An 18,138-nucleotide genomic window follows, 5' to 3' on the forward strand; every position below is an offset into this window, starting at 1 on the left:
GGAACTCTCAAGGATGGGCTTATGCGCACGGCAATGATCGCGCTTGCACTGGGGCTGCTGGCTCCGATTTTCCTACCGGTGTTGCCACCGTTCTGGCTGATTGCAGCCATGTCTTTAGCGGCCTTGCTGGCGTTACCGACGCGTGCGTACCCGGCAGGCTTTTTTTTCATTGGGCTGGCCTGGGCCTGTTTTTCGGCACAGCTTGCGTTGGACGATCGGTTGTCCGTCGCGCTGGAAGGGGAAACCCGCTGGGTCGAGGGCCGTGTCGTCGGGTTGCCGCAACACAGCGATGGCGTGGTGCGTTTCGAGCTTGCGGATGCGCATTCCCGGCGTACGCGCTTGCCGACGTCGATGCGCCTGGCCTGGTATGGCGGGCCGCTGGTCAACAGTGGCGAAACATGGCGCCTGGCGGTGAAGCTCAAGCGCCCCGCGGGGCTGCTCAATCCCCATGGCTTCGACTATGAGGCCTGGCTGTTGAGCAGGGGCATCGGCGCGACCGGCACCGTAAAGGATGGATCGCTGCTGCAGCCGGCCCAGGGTGCCTGGCGTGATGGGGTGCGCCAGGCGTTGGCGAACGTCGACGCCCAGGGTCGTTCCGGTGCGCTGTTGGCGCTGGTCCTAGGCGACGGCGCCGGGCTGAGCCGCGAAGATTGGCAGGTGCTGCAAGACACCGGCACTGTCCATTTATTGGTGATTTCCGGGCAACACATCGGCCTGCTCGCCGGACTGGTCTACCTGCTGGTGGCCGGCGCGGCGCGTTATGGCGTTTGGCCGGCGCGTTTACCGTGGTTGCCCTGGGCGTGTGCGCTGGCCTTTGCCGCAGCCCTGGGCTACGGCTTGCTCGCCGGCTTCGAGGTGCCGGTGCGAAGGGCCTGCGCAATGATCGGCCTGGTGCTGCTATGGCGCTTGCGCTTTCGCCAGGCGCAACCGTGGTGGGCCTGGCTGGCGGCGTTCGTGGGCGTGCTGGTGCTGGATCCGCTGGCGAGCCTGCGGCCAGGGTTCTGGTTGTCGTTCGCCGCAGTGGCGATATTGATGTTCACGTTCGGCGGTCGCCTCGGTCCCTGGCGTTGGTGGCAGACCTGGACTCGTGCCCAGTGGTTGATCGCCCTGGGGCTGTGTCCGCTGTTGCTGATCCTGGGACTGCCGGTCAGTCTCAGCGGTCCGTTGATCAACTTGCTGGCGGTGCCTTGGATCAGCCTGCTGGTGCTGCCCTCGGCCCTGCTTGGCACGGCGTTGCTGCCGATACCCTTCGTCGGTGAAAGCCTGCTCTGGATCGCCGGTGGGCTGCTCGATCTGCTGTTCAAGGGGCTGGCCCTGGCTGCCGGGCAGGTGCCGGCCTGGGTGCCTCTCGCCGTACCGCTGTGGGCGTGGTGCATTGCGGCGTCCGGCGCGCTGCTGTTGTTGCTGCCCAAGGGCGTGCCGCTACGCCTCCTCGGATGGCCGATGTTGTTGCTGATCGTTTTTCCTCCAAGGGAAGAAGTGCCCACGGGCCAAGCCGAGATCTGGCAATTGGACGTCGGCCAGGGGCTGGCGATACTGGTGCGCACCCATCGGCATACCTTGCTGTACGACGCAGGCCCGCGCTTTGGCGAGGCGGATGCCGGCGAGCGCGTGGTCGTGCCGACCTTGCATAAGCTTGGCGTGCAAAAGATCGACCTGATGTTACTCAGCCACGCCGACGCCGATCACGCCGGTGGCGCCCAGGCCGTGCGCAACGGATTACCAACGACCCGGGTCATCAGCGGTGATCCGCAAGGGCTGCACGGCGATTTGCAGGCGGGTCCGTGCAATAGCGGCGAAAGTTGGACCTGGGACGGGGTCAGGTTCGAGCTCTGGCGCTGGGCTTCGGCCATTGAAAGCAACCAGAAATCCTGTGTCCTGCTGGTCGTGGCTGGCGACGAGCGACTGTTGTTGACCGGCGACATCGATACCCACGCCGAGCGCGCTTTGCTCGAAGGTCCCTTGGCGGGGCCAATCCAGTGGCTGGCGGCACCGCACCATGGCAGCCGCAGCTCATCTTCGATGGCGCTGCTGGCGCGGCTCAAGCCTCATTCAGTGTTGATCTCCAGGGGACGAAGCAACGCTTTCGGCCATCCGCACCCGTGGGTGATGGAGCGGTACCGCAGGTTGGGCCTGTCGATCCTCGACAGTGCCGAGCAGGGCGCCATTCGTCTGCAACTGGGTGCCTTCGTGCCGGCGCGTACCGAGGCAGGCGTTCGGCGCTACTGGCGTGAACGGCGGGCCGCCGGGGCCTCGACAGAACATTGACCCAGCTCATCGGACATGACCCTGTTGTCGGCGGCGCGGGTCTGCACCGGGCGTCTGTATGATAAAGTGGCGCACTTTTTCGAGGGGGCTGTCACTGTGTGGGAATTGGTCAAATCCGGCGGCTGGATGATGTTGCCGATCATTCTGAGTTCCATCGCGGCACTGGGTATCGTTGCCGAACGCCTGTGGACCTTGCGGGCCAGTCGCGTGACTCCGGAGCATTTGCTCGGGCAGGTCTGGGTCTGGATCAAGGACAAGCAACTGAACAAGGACAAGCTCAAGGAGCTGCGCGCCAGTTCGCCGCTGGGTGAAATCCTTGCCGCAGGCCTGGCCAACTCCAAGCATGGTCGCGAGATCATGAAGGAATGTATCGAAGAGGCGGCGGCCCGGGTCATCCATGAACTGGAGCGCTACCTCAATGCCCTGGGCACCATCGCTGCCATGGCTCCGTTGCTGGGTTTGTTGGGCACGGTATTGGGCATGATCGATATTTTCAGTGCGTTTACCGGTATCGGCATGACCACCAACGCATCGGTGCTGGCCAGCGGTATTTCCAAAGCCTTGATTACCACCGCAGCCGGTTTGATGGTGGGTATCCCCTCGGTGTTTTTCCATCGCTTCCTGCAACGCCGCGTCGATGAACTGGTGGTGGGCATGGAGCAGGAAGCCATCAAGCTGGTCGAGGTGGTGCAAGGTGATCGTGACGTGGACCTGGCCGGGGGCAAGAAGTGAAATTCCGCCGCAAACCACGGGAAAACATCGAGATCAATCTCGCGTCGCTGATCGACGTGGTCTTCATCCTGCTGCTGTTTTTCGTCGTGACCACCACTTTCACCCGGGAAACCCAGCTCAAGGTCGAACTGCCACAGGCCGTCAGTGGCTCGCCGGCCGAAGACCAGCAATTGAAAAACCTTGAGGTCACCATCAGCGCCGAAGGGACGTTCTCGGTGAACAACCAGTTGCTGCCCAAAAGTGACCTGGCGAGCCTGATCGAGGCCCTGCAGAAAGAGTCCGGGGGCGACACCAACCTGCCGCTGTCCATCAGCGCCGACGGCAAGACGCCTCATCAATCGGTCATCACCGCCATGGACGCGGCCGGCAAGCTCGGTTTCAGCCATTTGCGCATGACCACGGTCGAGGCGGCTCCCGCACCCTGATGGCCATATCCGATCGATTGCTTGCCGCCTGGTATGAAGGGCATCGCGCCCTTGCGCTACTGCGGCCACTTGAATGGCTGTACCGACGCGTCGTGGTCGGCAAGCGCGAGCGATTTCTGGCAGGCGAGGGAGATATCTACCAGCCGCCCGTGCCGCTGGTCGTGGTTGGTAATATCACCGTTGGCGGTACTGGCAAGACGCCGTTGATCCTGTGGATGATCGAACATTGCCAGCGCAGCGGCCTTCGGGTCGGCGTGGTCAGCCGGGGTTATGGGGCCAAGCCTCCGCAGTTGCCTTGGCGAGTCGAGGCCAGCCAGGGCGCCGACGTCGCGGGTGACGAGCCGCTGCTGATCGTCCAGCGCACCGGGGTGCCGTTGATGATCGATCCCGATCGCAGCCGCGCCGTCCAGACCTTGTTGGAAATCGAGCCGCTGGACCTGATCCTGTCCGACGACGGCATGCAGCATTATCGCTTGGCGCGGGACCTTGAACTGGTGCTGATCGACAATGCCCGTGGCCTGGGCAACAGGCGTTGCCTGCCCGCCGGCCCGTTGCGCGAGCCAGTCGAGCGTCTTCAATCGGTCGACGCCGTGCTGTTCAACGGCGCCGCCGCTGATCGCCAGGACGGCTTTGCCTTCGAGTTGCGGCCCACCGCCCTGGTCAACCTGGCCAGCGGCGAACGGTGCCCCCTCGATCACTTTCCACCCGGCCAGGCCTTGCACGCCGTGGCCGGCATCGGCAATCCACAGCGTTTCTTCAAGACCCTTGAAACGCTACACTGGCGGCCAATACCGCACGGGTTTGCCGATCACGCCGAATACAGTGCCCAGGCCTTGAGCTTCACGCCGTCCCTGCCGGTGGTCATGACGGAAAAGGACGCGGTCAAATGCCGTGCCTTCGCCGCGCCCGACTGGTGGTACCTGGCAGTGGATGCAGCTCCTTCGCCGGCCTTCTCGGCCTGGTTCGATACGCAGCTGATGCGCCTGTTGCCGGATCGACTCTTGCCTTAAACGTTTTATCCAGGGGATTTTTTCATGGACACCAAACTGCTCGATATCCTGGCTTGCCCGGTCTGCAAAGGCCCGCTCAAGCTCAGCGCCGACAAGACGGAGCTGATCAGCAAGGGCGCCGGCCTGGCCTATCCGATTCGCGACGGCATCCCGGTGATGCTCGAGAGCGAAGCCCGTACGCTGACCACCGATGAGCGCCTGGATAAATGACTACGGCGTTTACTGTTGTTATTCCGTCGCGCTTCGCCTCGACGCGCTTGCCCGGCAAACCGCTGCTGTTGATCGCCGGCAAGCCGATGATCCAGCACGTCTGGGAGCAGGCCAGCAAAAGCAGTGCCCAGCGCGTGGTGGTCGCGACGGACGACGCGCGCATCGAGGAGGCCTGCAAGGGCTTTGGCGCCGAGGTGGTGATGACTCGCGAGGACCACAACTCCGGCACCGATCGCCTGGCGGAAGTGGCTGCGAAACTCGGCCTGGCGCCCGATGCAATCGTGGTCAACGTGCAGGGCGACGAGCCGTTGATTCCCCCAAGTGTCATCGATCAAGTCGCCGCGAACCTCGCGGCCCACCCCGAGGCACGCATGGCCACCTTGGCCGAGCCGATCGAGGATGTGCAGGCGCTGTTCAATCCCAACGTGGTCAAGGTGGTCAGCGACCTCAATGGCCTTGCGCTGACCTTTAGCCGCGCCACCTTGCCTTGGGCACGGGAAGCCTTTGCCCAGAATCGCGACGTGCTGCCCGCAGACGTGCCGTTCCGCCGTCATATCGGCATCTATGCCTACCGCGCCGGCTTCCTCCAGGACTTCGTCGCCTGGGGGCCATGCTGGCTGGAAAACACAGAAGCCCTGGAGCAACTGCGAGCGTTGTGGCATGGCGTGCGAATCCACGTGGCCGACGCCCTGATCGCTCCGCCTACCGGCGTCGACACCCCGGAAGACCTCGAGCGCGTTCGTCGCCTGCTGGAGGCTTGATGCGGGTTCTGTTCGTCTGTCTCGGCAATATCTGCCGCTCGCCCACTGCTGAAGGCATCTTGCGCCACAAGTTGCGCGAGGCCGGGCTGGAGGGGCAGGTGGAAGTCGCTTCCGCCGGCACCGGCGACTGGCACGTCGGCAAGGCGCCGGACAAACGCAGCCAGGCCGCGGCGCTGCGGCGTGGCTATGACTTGTCCGCCCAGCGGGCCCGGCAGGTATCCCGCGCCGATTTCGCCGCTTATGACTTGATCCTGGCGATGGACAGCACCAACCTGCGCAATCTCAAGCTCCTGCAACCGGCCAATGCCCGGGCGGAGCTGGACCTTTTCCTGCGTCGTTACGAGGCCGAACTCGATGACGTGCCCGACCCGTACTACGACGGCGAGCAAGGTTTCGAACAAGTGCTGGACCTGATCGAGCGCGCCACGGATCGTCTGGTGATCGAGTTGAAGGGGCGGCTATGACCTTGCAAGTCCAGGCGGACATCAGCCTCAAGCCGTTCAACAGCTTCGGGGTGGATGTCAGCGCCCGTTTGTTCGCCGAGGCCCACAGCGATGCGGATGTTCGTGAAGCCTTGGCCTATGCCGCCGGCCATGACGTGCCGCTGCTGGTGATCGGTGGCGGCAGCAACCTGTTATTGACCGGCGACATCGACGCACTGGTGTTGCGCATGGCCAGTCGGGGGATCCGGCTGCTCAGCGATGAAGGCGAGCGGGTGGTGATCGAGGCCGAGGCCGGCGAGCCGTGGCATCCTTTTGTCCAGCACACGCTGGCGCAGGGTTGGGCGGGCCTGGAAAACCTCAGCCTGATTCCCGGCACGGTGGGTGCGGCGCCGATGCAGAACATCGGTGCCTACGGCGTGGAAATAAAAGATGTCTTCGCCGGCCTCACCGCGCTGGATCGCTACACCGGCGAGCTGCGGGATTTCACCCTCGACGAATGTGCTTTCGCCTACCGCGACAGCCTGTTCAAACAGCAGGCGGATCGCTGGCTGATCCTGCGGGTGCGTTTCGCCCTCAGCCGTATCGCGCATCTGCACCTGGAGTACGGCCCGGTGCGCCATCGCTTGACCGAACAAGGCATCGACCAGGCAACGCCCAGTGATGTCAGCCGCGCTATTTGCAGTATCCGCAGCGAAAAACTCCCAGACCCGTCCGTGCTGGGCAACGCCGGCAGCTTCTTCAAGAACCCGTTGGTGCCGGCCGCTCACGTGGCGCATCTCAAGGATCAGTACCCGGACCTGGTGGCTTATCCACAGCCTGGCGGCCAAATGAAAATCGCCGCCGGCTGGTTGATCGAACGGGCCGGCTGGAAAGGTTTTCGCGAAGGCGACGCCGGGGTGCATAAGTTGCAGGCGCTGGTGCTGGTCAATTACGGCAATGCCACCGGGCTGGAGCTGCTGGACCTGGCTCGGCGGATCCAGAAGGACATTGCCGAACGGTTTCAGGTTGATTTGGAAATGGAGCCTAATCGGTATTGAGGGAGCAGATCGGCCCTCCGGTTTTGCATCTGCGACTCATGAACAGCTCGGCGAGGTCAGCGGCCTTGATGTAGGCGGGGGAGCCCGGCGTGGTTCTGCCGGTGGCGGGGTCGAGGCCCTTGGCCTCGGCCAGCTCGCGGATCAGCGCCTCGCTGGGTTTTTGCGGTGGGACGTTGGCCAGGCGGGCTTCGAGCCATTGCAGCTTGCCGTCCCACTCGGGCAGTTCGGCGGGTGGCAAGGGAAGGATTTCGTTGATTTCGGGAACGGTGGGGTTGGCGTAGGAGTAGTTCGCCAGGATTCGCCAGATAGTTTTGTAGCGTTCGGCGCGTTCGAGGTCTTCTTGTTGGCCGAGGTAGTACATCTCATTAGTGTTGGAAGGGGTGCGAAATGCCTCCCATAGACGGCCCGCCGCGCTTTCGTCACCTGCGGCAACGCCTAACTGCAAAACTTCCAACGCTTCATCATATTTGCCCTCATCTTGCAGGTAGATCGACTCCATGGAGGCTGCCCTTCCTTGGCCTTGTTTGGCGGCACAGCGGCGCATCTGCCGGGCGACGTCCGGCGCAATGTCGCTGGGTGCCAACTTGTCGCCAACAAGATATTGAGCCTGGGCGTTGCCCTCATCGGCTGCTTTACGGAAGTAACGTAAAGACATGTCAGCATCCTCATGCAGGCCCGCGGAGCCCTGTTGCAGAAAAATCCCGACGAAGTAGTAACCGGTCGCCACGCCTGCTTCGATTAACTGTTGGCTCATACGCAAGTGTTGGGCGCCACTCAGCTCGAAACGACCGCGCATAGCACCGTTCTGCAAATTGATATTGGCCTTGTAATGACCATTCTCGGCGGCGATGCGATACAGCCGTTCAATCTCGGCATCAACGGTTTTGTCCTGCTTGAGCTGGTTGTTCTTTTGCAACCAACGGGCGTATTGAAACAAGACATCACTTTTAGCGGACGGCGCGGGGATCGTTTCGTGTTGGCAGGTAAAGGCCAGCTTGGCCTTGATCTCGGTTAGAGGTTTCACGGAAAGGTCCCTCTTCGGGAAATTAAAAGTGCCACCGGTACCGCAAGCGGCCAACAACAGGCAGGGCAGCAGGAGGAACAGGCGCATCAGTCCAGAACCTTCAGCACGGCTTTGTCGTACTGAAGTTCGATTCAGACCAGTAGGCTGATGCCGTCCACGTGTCATCCCCATAAACAGCAGTCGATAGCTCATCCGTAAAATATCCAGCCAACCTTTTCTGGACCGACTGTCACCCGGTCAGGGAGCAGAAAACGGTACTCACGGTGACGCACATTCAGCGTCGGCAGGGTCTGCCCCTCTTCGAAGCGGCGGATGACGGCGTACCCGGCGGCGATCCAGTAGCCGGTTTGCGGGCAGGCCTGGCCGCTTTGGCAGGTTGTCGAGGGTTGCTCGGCCCTGATGAAGGCGGGTGAATCGGGCGTGGGTTTGCCGGTGGCGGGTTCGAGACTTTTGGCCTCGGCCAGCTCGCGGATCAGCGCCTCGCTGGGTTTTTGCGGTGGGACGTTGGCCAGGCGGGCTTCGAGCCATTGGAGCTTGCCGTCCCATTCGGGCAGTTCGGCGGGTGGCAGGGGGAGGATGTCATTGATCTCGGGGACGGTGGGGTTGGCGTATGAGTAGTTGCCCAGCACTTTGCCTATTTGCTTATAGCGCTCGACGCGTTCGAGGTCTTGTTGCTGGTCGAGATAATGCAATTGATCATCCGGCTCAGGAGCACGAAAGCCGTACTCTAAAAAAGATGCAGCGGTTTCATCACCAGCAGCCATTCCTAATTGGAATGCCTCAATCGCTTCTTGGTATCGCCCCTTTCCTTGAAGATTGATACCAAGAGCGACGGCGGCCTTGCCATGACCCTGTTCGGCCGCGCAACGGCGCATCTGCCGGGCAATGTCCGGCGCAATGTCGCTGGGTGCCAGCTTATCGCCAACAAGATACTGAGCTTGGGCGTTACCCTGATCGGCTGCCTTACGGAAGTAACGCAACGACATCTCGGGGTCCTGATGCAGACCCGCCGAGCCCTGCTGCAGGAAAATCCCGACGAAGTAGTAACCCGTCGCCACTCCTGCATCGATTAATTGTTGGCTCATACGCAAATGCTGGGCGCCCCTGAGCTCGAAACGACCGCGCATGGCGCCGTTCTGCAGGTTGATGTTGGCTTTGAAATGGCCGTTCTCTGAGGCGATGCGGTAGAGCCGTTCAATCTCTAAATCAGCGGTTTTGTCCTGCTTGAGCTGGTTGTTCTTTTGCAACCAGCGCGCGTACTGAAACAGCACATCGCTCTCGGCGGAGGGGGCTGGGATCGTTTCGTGTTTGCAGGTGAAGGCCAGCTTGGCCTCGATCTCGGTTAAAGGCTTCACGGAAGGGTCCTTCTTGGGAAAATTAAACGTGCCACTGGTGCCGCAAGCAGCCAGTAAAAGGCAGGACAGGAGGAGGAATCGACGCATCAGTCGAGGTCCTTCAGCACGGCTTTGTCGTAATAAAACTCGACAAGTGACGCCTCGGGCACTCCATTTTGTTTATCAGCCTGGCGGTCTTTGTTCTTGTTGATAATTTTCTGCCATGCAATGAACGCCTCCCCCGCATCATCCTGCGCCCCCCTCTCACCCGTATGCAGATCCCACAACCGCCGCCGCAACGCCTGGGTCACGCTCATCCACTCGTGGGCAATGTTCAGCTCGCTGTCCACCTGCATGCTGCGGGTGTTGATGTTGGCCGAACCATGGGTGGTGAATACGTCGTTGATGATCATCAGCTTGGAGTGGATGTACACCGGCATCCAGGGTTTGCCCGCCGGTGAATCGGGGGCGACCAGCGAGCAGATGTGAACCTTCAGGCCGGGTATTTCCTCGGGCAGGATGTTGCTGTCCTCGATCTTTTTTTTCTTGTAATCAAGCTGGGCCTGCCATAGAGCCTGTTCCAGTTGGCCGATACGATCATTCGGGTCGGCGCGGGGCATGGGCGGGAACTCCCTTTCCATTTTTTGAATACGCCGCAGTTTGGTAACGCCTGGGATGGTGTTGGCGCGCCCGAGGCTTTCGAGCATGCGCTGGGTGTTCACGGTGCCGGCGCCGATGCCGTCGTCGGTGGCGTTGGTGATCACGAACAGGTGCAGCGCACCGTGCAGGCCGGGATCGCGCCCGCCCTGGGTCTGGGTGGCGGCGACCGACTTGATGAACTCGGCCAGCGGTGGCCAGCGGAAATATTGGTTTTCGATGTAGATGAACTGCGTCGCGTTGTTGACGGCTTGCATGTAGAGCTGCTCGATATCGCGCTTACCCTCCTGTGGTTGGGTGCGCAGGATCTGGGCGATCTGCGGCATGCCGTGGGTGCGCAACTGTGGTCCCACCTTCATGGATTGGCGCGAGGCGAGCAGGTCTTCGCCGGTTTCCTTGCGCCAGGCAGCGGCAAAGTTGTGGTGCAGGTGTTCCAGGATCGGCCCGCTGAGCTGGCAGGAAATGTCCTGGCGCGGCGTATCGCCGCGTGGGCCGCGGTTGGGGGCGGGTTTGCTGTCCTGGCTTCGGTTCAGTGCCGAATGTTTGTCCGTGTCCCAGTACTCGTCGAGCATGTTGTGGCCCATGATGAAACCGACCGCGCAGTCCGGTAACTCATAGTCGACCAGCACGCTTTTCTGGTGGTGGGTGGCCGTCCACCTCAGCGTTTGGCGCATCTTGGTGCTGATTTCGCTGTCGAGGCTCGCGTATTTCACCCAATGGGCGATCTCACCCCTTTCATCGAGGTTGAAGCCGCGACTGACAAACACCGGCAGTCCGCTGGCGATGCGTTGCGCGGCCTTGTCGTCGGCGACCGCGCACGTCGCAAACCATTGGCGATCGAAGGCGTACTGCTCTTCGGTGGTGCGTTGCATCACCCGGTCCATGAGGCGGATCGAGCCTTTGCCGGGCAAATTGGCCTCACCGGCGAAGCCGGCGGTATTGAACGGCATTTCCCAACCCAGCAACCGTACCTCGACGCCTTCACGGGCCTTGGCCATGAGCAGTTCGCCAATGCTCGGCGCCATGCCGTCGCGGATGAAATACATCGACGGCTGGAAGCCCCAGCAGATGATGTCGATGCTCTTTTGGGCCTGGGCTATGGCCTGGTGCACGGCGGTGAAGGTTTCCTCGCCATTGACCAGCGCTTGATAGCTGGCGATCACCGGATGGTATTCAGTGAGCTGGACATACCACGGCAGGGAGCAAACGGCTTCGTTGGTGTACTTTAAACAAATGGGCACCACGATCTCTGGCAAATTCATGGGTGGGTTTCTTCCTTGGCTGGGTGAGGGCCATCCATCAGGACGGCGTACAGTGCACGGTGATCCGTGTGCGTAGAAGGCGCGGTCAATTCGGCGTCGGTCTGTGTGCGGTGGTTATGCAAACCACGGTTGGCCAGGTGCGCCTGTTCGGCATTGCGGTACTCGGTGGGTACCGGTAGTTGGTAGGTCATGCCGTTGGCCAATGTCAGTTGGTAGCCGCTGGTGACGACCTGATGGTTGATCTGCACTTCCCCGCTTGCATTGAGCACGCCTCGCTGAAGAGGCACGCCATCGGCCGAAAGTGTGTAAGGCATGCCTGCCGAACCTCGGCCTGACGCATTGGGCGCTTGTGGTATTTGCAGGCGCAGAGGCTGTTTGGATAAGCTCCGGGGGTAGTCCGGGTGTGCGGCCTTCATGCTGGCAGCGCCTTGCACATATTCGAAATTCGCCGACTTCACGACAAAATCCCCCCGCGTCCCCGACTCGATGAGGCCCTCATCCAGCGTGATGTAGCTGCCGCCTGCATTGAGGGTGATTTTCTTTTTCGCGACGATGCGGATTTCGTCCTCGGTGCTGCTGATGTCCAGCCCGTGACGGGCCATCAGTTCCAATCGGTCGTTCTGCGCCTGCACCATCACCGGCCCCTGGTTGACGATCAGCTTGAGGCCCAGCTTGCGCACGAACAGGCTCATCCCCTGGCCCACGCCGATGAACAGGCGCTTGACCACGCTGAGGTCGGCCTGGCCGCCGGCGTTGAGCATCAGGTTGTGTTGCGCGGCAAGTTGCAGGTGCTTGCCGCTGGTCAGCGCGATGCCTTGGGGAGCGCTGAGCAGCAGGACGGAGGTCTTGAGCTGTTCGAGGTCTTGCCTGAGCAACGCCAGTTGCGCTTGCACGTCGGCGGGTTCGGCCTGGCTCGCCTGCGCGTCGCTGGAAAGGCTGTCCAACTGATCGACGGCCTGCTGCAACCGGTCTGTCGCCGCGCTCATTTCCAGCACGTCGCCCTTGGCCTTGGCCTGCTCATCCGCACTGATAAACACCCCCTTGCCACCCCGGATCGCTCCCCAGCCATCGGTGCGCAACTCGAACCCTTCGCCACGCTTGTTCCGCTCGGCATCCACCAGGTGCCCCAGGTTCAGCTGGCTCTTGCCGCTGTGTTCGGTGCTGAGCTTGATGTGCTCCTGCCCGCGGGTGTCGTCCAGGCGCAGTTTGTTGTTGGTCGGGGTGCGCAGGACGTTGCGGCGTTCGTTGCGGGCGGTGACCGGGTCCGGGTGGCGGTCATCGTGCAGGGCGTGGGCGATGTAGGGGCGGTCGGGGTCGCCGTGTTCGAAGGCGATCGCCACTTCGGTGCCGGCCTGCAACGGGAAGTGCAGGCCGTGGGTGTCGCCGCCGTAGGGCCGAGCCAGGCGCAGCCAGGCGCTTTCGCGGCCGGCTTGCCAGGTGTCGCGGTCGAACAGGAAGCGCACTTTGTAGCGGCCTTCGAAGTCGAGGTCGGCGTACGGCGGGTTGATCACCGGGTGGCTGACGCGGGCGGGGATGGTGCCGCTCATGCGCGGCTTGGGCAGCAGCGCCGGGCGAAAGCACACGGTTTCCGAGTAGGGAATGGCCTGGAAGGTGGCGATGAAGCTGCGGTCGCGGGCCGCTTCGGTGCGCAGGCTGACGATCACCGCGCCGGGCTCGAAGGCCTTTGGCGCGCCGCCGTTGATTTCGAGCCGCTGCGCGGTGGCCAGGGTGGCGCTGCTGGTGGTGCCGCTGAGGCGGGTCTGGTCGTTGAGGTAGCGTTCGTGGCGCAGGCGGGCGTAGAAGAAACCGCTTTCGCTTTGCAGGTCTTCGTCCAGGGCATAGCGCTCGCCCAGCACCGTGTAGGGTTCGGCGTAGTGATAGGCCTCGCCGTAGGTGCCCTTGGCGCCTCGGGTGTGGTCGACTTCGCCGTCCAGGAAGGCATGGGCCTCGCGGTGATGGTAGGCGCGAAAGTTGATGTTCTTTTCCACCACCTGATGGGCGGTCTGCAGGTTCCAGACCGCGTCCTGCCCATCGGCGGTCAAGCCGGACGGCGGGCGACACGGCAACTTGACGCCGCGCTGGTAGTGCCGCTGGTCGTCGTGAAACTCCACCACGTCGATGTGCAGGCGATCGTCGCTGGTGACGCGGTACCAGATGCCGACCTCGGCCAGCAGGCGCTCGACAAAGGCCAGGTCGCTCTCGTCGTATTGCATGACCTGTTCACGCCGGGGGTACTGGCGCACCAGGTTGAAATAGAACTCCTCGCCCCGGAAATCATGGCGCGTGCGCAGGATGTGCTCGACGATCTCGGGCACCGACTGCTGCTGGTAGATCCTGAATTGCTTGCCCCGTGCGAGCCGCGCGAAACGCGGTCGCAGGGTGATTTCGTAGCGAGCTTCGTCGTTGGAGCCGGACAGGCGCCTGAAGCCTGAGATCACGCCATGAAACGAGCGCAACGGTTTGATCACCGGCGGTGTGAAGCCCCTGGGCGTCGGCGGTGGCGGCACGGGGTACAGGTTGAAATGTGCCCACCGGTTGAGCACGTCGGTGGCCGCCAGGTCGTGCTCGGTGCAGGTGAACTCGATGCGGTAGAGGTAGGGACGGCTCAGGTGCTCCTCGCCAGTGAAGGCCAGGACGTCGAGGTGGGCGTCGACGCCGGAGACTCGCAGGGTGTGGCGGCTGTGGTCGAAGAAGGTCGGGAGTGGATCGGACATGCTGAAGGTCGCCCCTGGGTAACCCACGCTCATGGCGTGTGGTTTGTATTGTCGAGGGGGACCAGAGTGGCGCAGGGCGAAGGGCAGATACCATAGGTAAACCGCCCGTTCTGAATATTCAGAATCATCCTATTAAGGGGCTTTCCTATTCCTTAGGAAGTTGCCTACATGGAGCCGTTTTTTGGCGGATATAAGCGGGGGGAGGGATGTACTGGCCGTGCTTGTTCGGCTTCAGACAGAGCTGGATCAGGTTCGCTAAAACGCCCTGCATGACCCGCACAACGTGATTTGTGCAGGATTGTGCAGGGCGTTTTGCTTGTTCCTGGGTTAATTTAATTGGCTGACGATGCGAGCATTCGCATCCACAAGGCCCGGTGCAGACGCTTGCTTGCGTGTGCACAAGAGAGCCCGATTAGCCTGAGCCAGTCTGCGATATAGAACCGATAACCCAACGGCAGATGGCTCGACCCTCATAACTCGATAACGATGCGGGCGTGCCCATGATTACCCTGAAACTCAATGGAAAAGATCACCCACTGGATGTGACCGAGGACATGCCCCTGCTGTGGGCGATTCGAGACGTGGCCGGCTACAACGGCACCAAGTTCGGTTGTGGCATGGGCCTGTGCGGCGCCTGCACCGTTCACATCGACGGTGCCCCGGCGCGCAGTTGCATCACGCCGATCGGCTCAGTGAAAGGCCAGAACATCAGCACCATCGACGCGCTTCACGTCGATCCGGTCGGGCAAGTGGTCCAGAAGGCCTGGCTCGACACCGCCGTTGCCCAGTGCGGTTACTGCCAGGGCGGGCAAATCATGTCCGCGACGGCGTTGCTCAAGACCAACCCCAATCCCAGCGACGAGCAGATCGAAGAAGCCATGGCTGGCAACATCTGCCGCTGCGGTACTTATAACCGGATCAAGACCGCGATCCGCCAGGCCTCCACTCACCTGAAGGAGGCCAAGGCATGAGCCGCTTGCCTGATGATTTCGTGCTGAGCAACCTCAGCCGCCGTGGTTTTCTCAAGGGCGCCAGCGCCACCGGCGTGCTGGTGCTGGCTGCCACCTGGGGCCTGCCGGATGCCTTTGCCGAAGAGAAGAGGTTCGGCGCCGAGGGCATGCCCCATGGCGCGGTCGATGATCCGAAGATTTATGTGAGCATTGCCGCCGACGGTAGCGTGACGGTGATCTGCAACCGTTCGGAAATGGGCCAGGGCGTACGCACCAGCCTGAGCATGGTGGTGGCCGACGAACTGGACGCCGACTGGTCGCTCGTCAAGGTCCAGCAGGCGCCGGCGGACGAAGCGCGTTTCGGCAACCAGGACACCGACGGCTCGCGCAGCATGCGTCACTGGTACGAGCCGATGCGCCGTTGCGGTGCCGCTGCCCGGACCATGCTGGAATTGGCGGCCGCCGCACAGTGGAAGGTGCCGGTGAGCGAATGCCGTGCGCAACTGCATAAAGTGGTGCACCAGCCTTCGGGCCGCGAGCTGGGTTATGGCGAATTGGCTGCCGCCGCCAGCACCTTGCCAGTCCCGGGACGCGACAGCCTGCGCCTCAAGCAGCCGTCGGAGTTCCGCTATATCGGCAAGGAAGCGAGCCGCGCCATCGATGGCGCAGACATCGTCAATGGACGTGCGGTTTTCGGCGCTGATGTGCATTTTGACGGCATGCTCTATGCCGTCATCGCGCGTCCGCCGGTCTATGGCGGCAAGGTCAAGTCGGTGGACAGCAGCGCAGCGCTGAAAGTACCGGGCGTGGTCAAGGTGCTGCAGATCGAAGGGCGTCCGTTGCCCTCTGAGTTCCAACCCCTGGGCGGCGTCGCCGTGGTGGCAAAAAACACTTGGGCGGCGATCAAGGGCCGCGAAGCGCTGAAAATCGAATGGGACGATGGCCCGAACGCCCGCTATGACTCCATCGCCTATCGCAAGGAATTGGAAGCGGCCGCTCTAAAACCCGGGAAAGTCCTGCGCAGCACCGGTGATCTCGAAGGTGCGCTGACCAAGGCGAGTTCGACGTTGGAAGCGTCGTATTACCTGCCGCACCTGTCCCAGTCCCCAATGGAACCGATGGTTGCCGTCGCCCGGTTCAAGGATGGCCAATGCGAAGCCTGGGCACCGAGCCAGGCACCACAGGTGACCCGTGAACGCGTGGCCGAGCGCCTGGGCATTCCTTTCGAGAAGGTCACGGTGAACATCACGTTGCTGGGCGGCGGTTTCGGACGCAAGTCCAAACCCGACTTCGTCGTCGAAGCGGCTGTGCTCGCCAAGGAATTCCCCGGCCAGGCAGTGCGGGTACAGTGGACCCGCGAGGACGATATCCATCACTCGTATTTCCACACCGTCTCGGCCGAATACCTGAAGGCCGGCCTGGACAAGGACGGCATGCCTGCCGCTTGGCTGCACCGCACCGTGGCCCCGACCATCACCGCTCTGTTCGCGCCGGGCATGACCCATGAAGCGCCGTTCGAGGTGGGGATGGGCGTGACGAACATGGCCTACGCCATCCCCAACATGCGCCTGGAAAACCCCGAGGCGGTGGCTCACACGCGGGTCGGCTGGTACCGCTCGGTGTCGAACATTCCCCACGGTTTCGCGATCCAGAGCTTCATCGACGAATTGGCCCACAAGGCCGGCCAGGACCCGCTGAAGTACCACCTCAAGTTGTTGGGTCCGGACCGCAAGATCGATCCAAACAGTCTCAACGACAGTTGGAACTACGGCGAATCCCCCGAGCGCTATCCCATCGATACGGCGCGGATCCGCACCGTGCTGGAAACGGCTGCGAAGGCCGCCGGTTGGGGGCGTGAGCTACCCAAGGGGCGAGGGTTGGGATTGGCGGTGCATTACAGCTTCGTCACTTACGTGGCGGCGGCACTCGAAGTCGAGGTCAAGGATGACGGCACGGTGATCGTGCACAAGGCTGATATTGCCGTGGACTGCGGCCCGCAGATCAACCCGGAGCGCATCCGCTCGCAATTCGAAGGCGCCTGCGTCATGGGCCTCGGCAATGCAATGGTTGGCGAGATCAGCTTCAAGGACGGCAAAGTGCAGCAGGACAATTTCCACATGTACGAAGTCGCACGCATGTCCCTGGCGCCCAAGCAAGTGACGGTGCATCTGGTCACTCCGCCGGGCGAGGTGCCGTTGGGCGGTGTCGGTGAGCCGGGCGTACCGCCGATTGCGCCGGCCTTGTGCAACGCGATCTTCGCCGCCACCGGCAAGCGTATCCGCGATTTGCCCGTGCGTTATCAGCTGCAAGGCTGGCAACAGGCCAAAGCCTGATGGACAGCGTCGACCTGAACGTATTGCGCAGCGTGCTGGAGTGGCGTCGCGCCGGGCAGCGGGTGGTGTTGTTCACTGTGGTCCAGACCTGGGGTACCGCGCCACGGCCTCCGGGGGCCATGTTGGCCCTGCGCGAGGACGGCGTGGTGATCGGTTCGGTGTCGGGCGGTTGTGTCGAGGATGACCTGATCGCCCGGCTGCACGACGGCCGTATTCCGGCGGATGGTCCGCCGGTGCAGTTGATCACCTACGGCGTTACCCGTGAAGAGGCGGCGCGCTTCGGCCTGCCCTGTGGCGGCACCCTGCGCCTGACCGAAGAGCGGGTGGGCGATCCTGGCTGGGTCGCCGAACTGCTTGAGCGCTGTGAAGCTCATGAAATCGTTGCCCGGGAGCTGACGGTGGCTAGTGGCAACGTGGCCCTGACGCCGGCCAGCAAGACCGATTCCCTGGTGTTCGATGGGCAGGTGCTGCGGGCCATTTATGGTCCACGTTGGCGGCTGCTGCTGATCGGCGCCGGGCAACTGTCGCGCTACGTGGCGGAAATGGCCCGCTTGCTGGATTTCGAAGTGTTGATCTGCGACCCGCGCAAGGAGTTTGTCTACGGTTGGGAGGAGCAGCATGGCCGCTTCGTTACCGGCATGCCCGACGAAGCGGTGTTGAGCATCCAGACCGACGAGCGCACGGCCATCGTGGCCTTGACCCATGACCCACGCCTGGACGACATGGCGCTGCTGACCGCCCTGGATTCCAGGGCTTTTTATGTCGGTGCCTTGGGCTCGCGGGTCAACAGCCAGAAGCGGCGAGATAACCTGGCTCAGCTAGGCTTGTCCGCAGAGGCGATTGGACGCTTGCATGGACCGATCGGCTTGCACATCGGCAGTCACACTCCTGCTGAAATCGCCTTGTCACTGCTGGCTGAAATCGTGGCCATCAAGAATGGCGTGGAGCTGCGGCAGAAAAAAACGTTGTAGGCCGCGG

General features: G+C 62.4%; 15 protein-coding genes. 11 read left to right on the forward strand and 4 right to left on the reverse strand.

Going from position 1 to position 18,138, the window contains the following annotated elements:
* The first annotated feature begins 21 nt into the window (after positions 1-21).
* From J3P79_RS08190 to murB, 8 genes are all read left to right on the forward strand, one after another.
* A complete protein-coding gene (locus tag J3P79_RS08190; RefSeq protein WP_434609570.1) occupies positions 22-2,268 on the forward strand; it encodes a DNA internalization-related competence protein ComEC/Rec2 in 2,247 nt (748 codons plus the stop codon).
* Between the two features lie 96 nt (positions 2,269-2,364).
* Complete coding sequence (locus tag J3P79_RS08195; RefSeq protein ID WP_434611399.1) at positions 2,365-3,000, forward strand: MotA/TolQ/ExbB proton channel family protein; 636 nt, start codon at positions 2,365-2,367, stop codon at positions 2,998-3,000.
* Positions 2,997-3,425 carry an ExbD/TolR family protein gene (locus tag J3P79_RS08200; protein ID WP_434609571.1) on the forward strand — a complete coding sequence of 143 codons (429 nt, stop codon included), beginning with the start codon at positions 2,997-2,999 and terminating at the stop codon, positions 3,423-3,425. The genes J3P79_RS08195 and J3P79_RS08200 overlap by 4 nt, the downstream gene beginning before the upstream one ends.
* Complete coding sequence (gene lpxK, locus J3P79_RS08205) at positions 3,425-4,435, forward strand: tetraacyldisaccharide 4'-kinase (RefSeq protein ID WP_434609573.1); 1,011 nt, start codon at positions 3,425-3,427, stop codon at positions 4,433-4,435. Before J3P79_RS08200 ends, lpxK begins: the two co-directional genes overlap by 1 nt.
* Positions 4,436-4,459: 24 nt before the next feature.
* Positions 4,460-4,645 (forward strand): Trm112 family protein, encoded by a 186-nt coding sequence (locus tag J3P79_RS08210; protein ID WP_003179363.1) that lies wholly within the window; start codon positions 4,460-4,462, stop codon positions 4,643-4,645.
* Positions 4,642-5,406, forward strand: a complete 765-nt coding sequence (gene kdsB / locus J3P79_RS08215) for a 3-deoxy-manno-octulosonate cytidylyltransferase (RefSeq protein ID WP_434609574.1) — start codon at positions 4,642-4,644, stop codon at positions 5,404-5,406. The genes J3P79_RS08210 and kdsB overlap by 4 nt, the downstream gene beginning before the upstream one ends.
* Positions 5,406-5,870: a low molecular weight protein-tyrosine-phosphatase gene (locus J3P79_RS08220; protein WP_039594051.1), complete on the forward strand. Its 465-nt coding sequence runs from the start codon at positions 5,406-5,408 to the stop codon at positions 5,868-5,870. The genes kdsB and J3P79_RS08220 overlap by 1 nt, the downstream gene beginning before the upstream one ends.
* A complete protein-coding gene (gene murB, locus J3P79_RS08225) occupies positions 5,867-6,886 on the forward strand; it encodes a UDP-N-acetylmuramate dehydrogenase (protein WP_434609577.1) in 1,020 nt (339 codons plus the stop codon). The genes J3P79_RS08220 and murB overlap by 4 nt, the downstream gene beginning before the upstream one ends.
* Here murB and J3P79_RS08230 read toward each other — a convergent pair.
* From J3P79_RS08230 to J3P79_RS08245, 4 genes are all read right to left on the reverse strand, one after another.
* On the reverse strand, positions 6,873-7,997 hold the full coding sequence (locus tag J3P79_RS08230; protein WP_434611401.1) for an SEL1-like repeat protein: 1,125 nt from the start codon (positions 7,995-7,997) through the stop codon (positions 6,873-6,875). The genes murB and J3P79_RS08230 overlap by 14 nt on opposite strands.
* A gap of 101 nt (positions 7,998-8,098) precedes the next feature.
* Complete coding sequence (locus J3P79_RS08235) at positions 8,099-9,352, reverse strand: SEL1-like repeat protein (RefSeq protein WP_434609579.1); 1,254 nt, start codon at positions 9,350-9,352, stop codon at positions 8,099-8,101.
* The gene (locus J3P79_RS08240) at positions 9,352-11,163 is read right to left on the reverse strand and encodes a phospholipase D-like domain-containing protein (protein WP_434609582.1); all 1,812 of its coding nucleotides are present in this window, start codon (positions 11,161-11,163) and stop codon (positions 9,352-9,354) included. Before J3P79_RS08240 ends, J3P79_RS08235 begins: the two co-directional genes overlap by 1 nt.
* On the reverse strand, positions 11,160-13,877 hold the full coding sequence (locus J3P79_RS08245; protein ID WP_434609584.1) for a type VI secretion system Vgr family protein: 2,718 nt from the start codon (positions 13,875-13,877) through the stop codon (positions 11,160-11,162). Before J3P79_RS08245 ends, J3P79_RS08240 begins: the two co-directional genes overlap by 4 nt.
* Positions 13,878-14,377: 500 nt before the next feature.
* Between J3P79_RS08245 and J3P79_RS08250 the strand changes: the two genes are divergently transcribed.
* Genes J3P79_RS08250 through J3P79_RS08260 form a run of 3 tightly spaced genes read left to right on the forward strand, consistent with a single transcriptional unit; the run spans position 14,378 to position 18,131 of the window.
* On the forward strand, positions 14,378-14,848 hold the full coding sequence (locus tag J3P79_RS08250) for a (2Fe-2S)-binding protein (protein ID WP_434611403.1): 471 nt from the start codon (positions 14,378-14,380) through the stop codon (positions 14,846-14,848).
* Positions 14,845-17,160 (forward strand): molybdopterin cofactor-binding domain-containing protein, encoded by a 2,316-nt coding sequence (locus J3P79_RS08255; RefSeq protein WP_434609585.1) that lies wholly within the window; start codon positions 14,845-14,847, stop codon positions 17,158-17,160. Before J3P79_RS08250 ends, J3P79_RS08255 begins: the two co-directional genes overlap by 4 nt.
* A complete protein-coding gene (locus tag J3P79_RS08260; protein WP_434609587.1) occupies positions 17,160-18,131 on the forward strand; it encodes an XdhC family protein in 972 nt (323 codons plus the stop codon). The genes J3P79_RS08255 and J3P79_RS08260 overlap by 1 nt, the downstream gene beginning before the upstream one ends.
* Positions 18,132-18,138: the final 7 nt, after the last annotated feature.

The sequence above is a fragment of the Pseudomonas sp. R1-7 genome (genome assembly GCF_051132105.1).
In the GTDB taxonomy this organism is placed as follows: Bacteria; Pseudomonadota; Gammaproteobacteria; order Pseudomonadales; family Pseudomonadaceae; genus Aquipseudomonas.

Excerpts from the sequence above, each read along its gene's own strand:
- J3P79_RS08190 (WP_434609570.1), top strand. The coding sequence starts at position 22 with ATGCGCACGGCAATGATCGCGCTTGCACTGGGGCTGCTGGCTCCGATT.
- lpxK (WP_434609573.1), top strand. The coding sequence starts at position 3,425 with ATGGCCATATCCGATCGATTGCTTGCCGCCTGGTATGAAGGGCATCGC.
- J3P79_RS08210 (WP_003179363.1), top strand. The coding sequence starts at position 4,460 with ATGGACACCAAACTGCTCGATATCCTGGCTTGCCCGGTCTGCAAAGGC.
- kdsB (WP_434609574.1), top strand. The coding sequence starts at position 4,642 with ATGACTACGGCGTTTACTGTTGTTATTCCGTCGCGCTTCGCCTCGACG.
- J3P79_RS08220 (WP_039594051.1), top strand. The coding sequence starts at position 5,406 with ATGCGGGTTCTGTTCGTCTGTCTCGGCAATATCTGCCGCTCGCCCACT.
- murB (WP_434609577.1), top strand. The coding sequence starts at position 5,867 with ATGACCTTGCAAGTCCAGGCGGACATCAGCCTCAAGCCGTTCAACAGC.
- J3P79_RS08230 (WP_434611401.1), bottom strand. The coding sequence starts at position 7,997 with ATGCGCCTGTTCCTCCTGCTGCCCTGCCTGTTGTTGGCCGCTTGCGGT.
- J3P79_RS08235 (WP_434609579.1), bottom strand. The coding sequence starts at position 9,352 with ATGCGTCGATTCCTCCTCCTGTCCTGCCTTTTACTGGCTGCTTGCGGC.
- J3P79_RS08240 (WP_434609582.1), bottom strand. The coding sequence starts at position 11,163 with ATGAATTTGCCAGAGATCGTGGTGCCCATTTGTTTAAAGTACACCAAC.
- J3P79_RS08245 (WP_434609584.1), bottom strand. The coding sequence starts at position 13,877 with ATGTCCGATCCACTCCCGACCTTCTTCGACCACAGCCGCCACACCCTG.
- J3P79_RS08250 (WP_434611403.1), top strand. The coding sequence starts at position 14,378 with ATGATTACCCTGAAACTCAATGGAAAAGATCACCCACTGGATGTGACC.
- J3P79_RS08255 (WP_434609585.1), top strand. The coding sequence starts at position 14,845 with ATGAGCCGCTTGCCTGATGATTTCGTGCTGAGCAACCTCAGCCGCCGT.
- J3P79_RS08260 (WP_434609587.1), top strand. The coding sequence starts at position 17,160 with ATGGACAGCGTCGACCTGAACGTATTGCGCAGCGTGCTGGAGTGGCGT.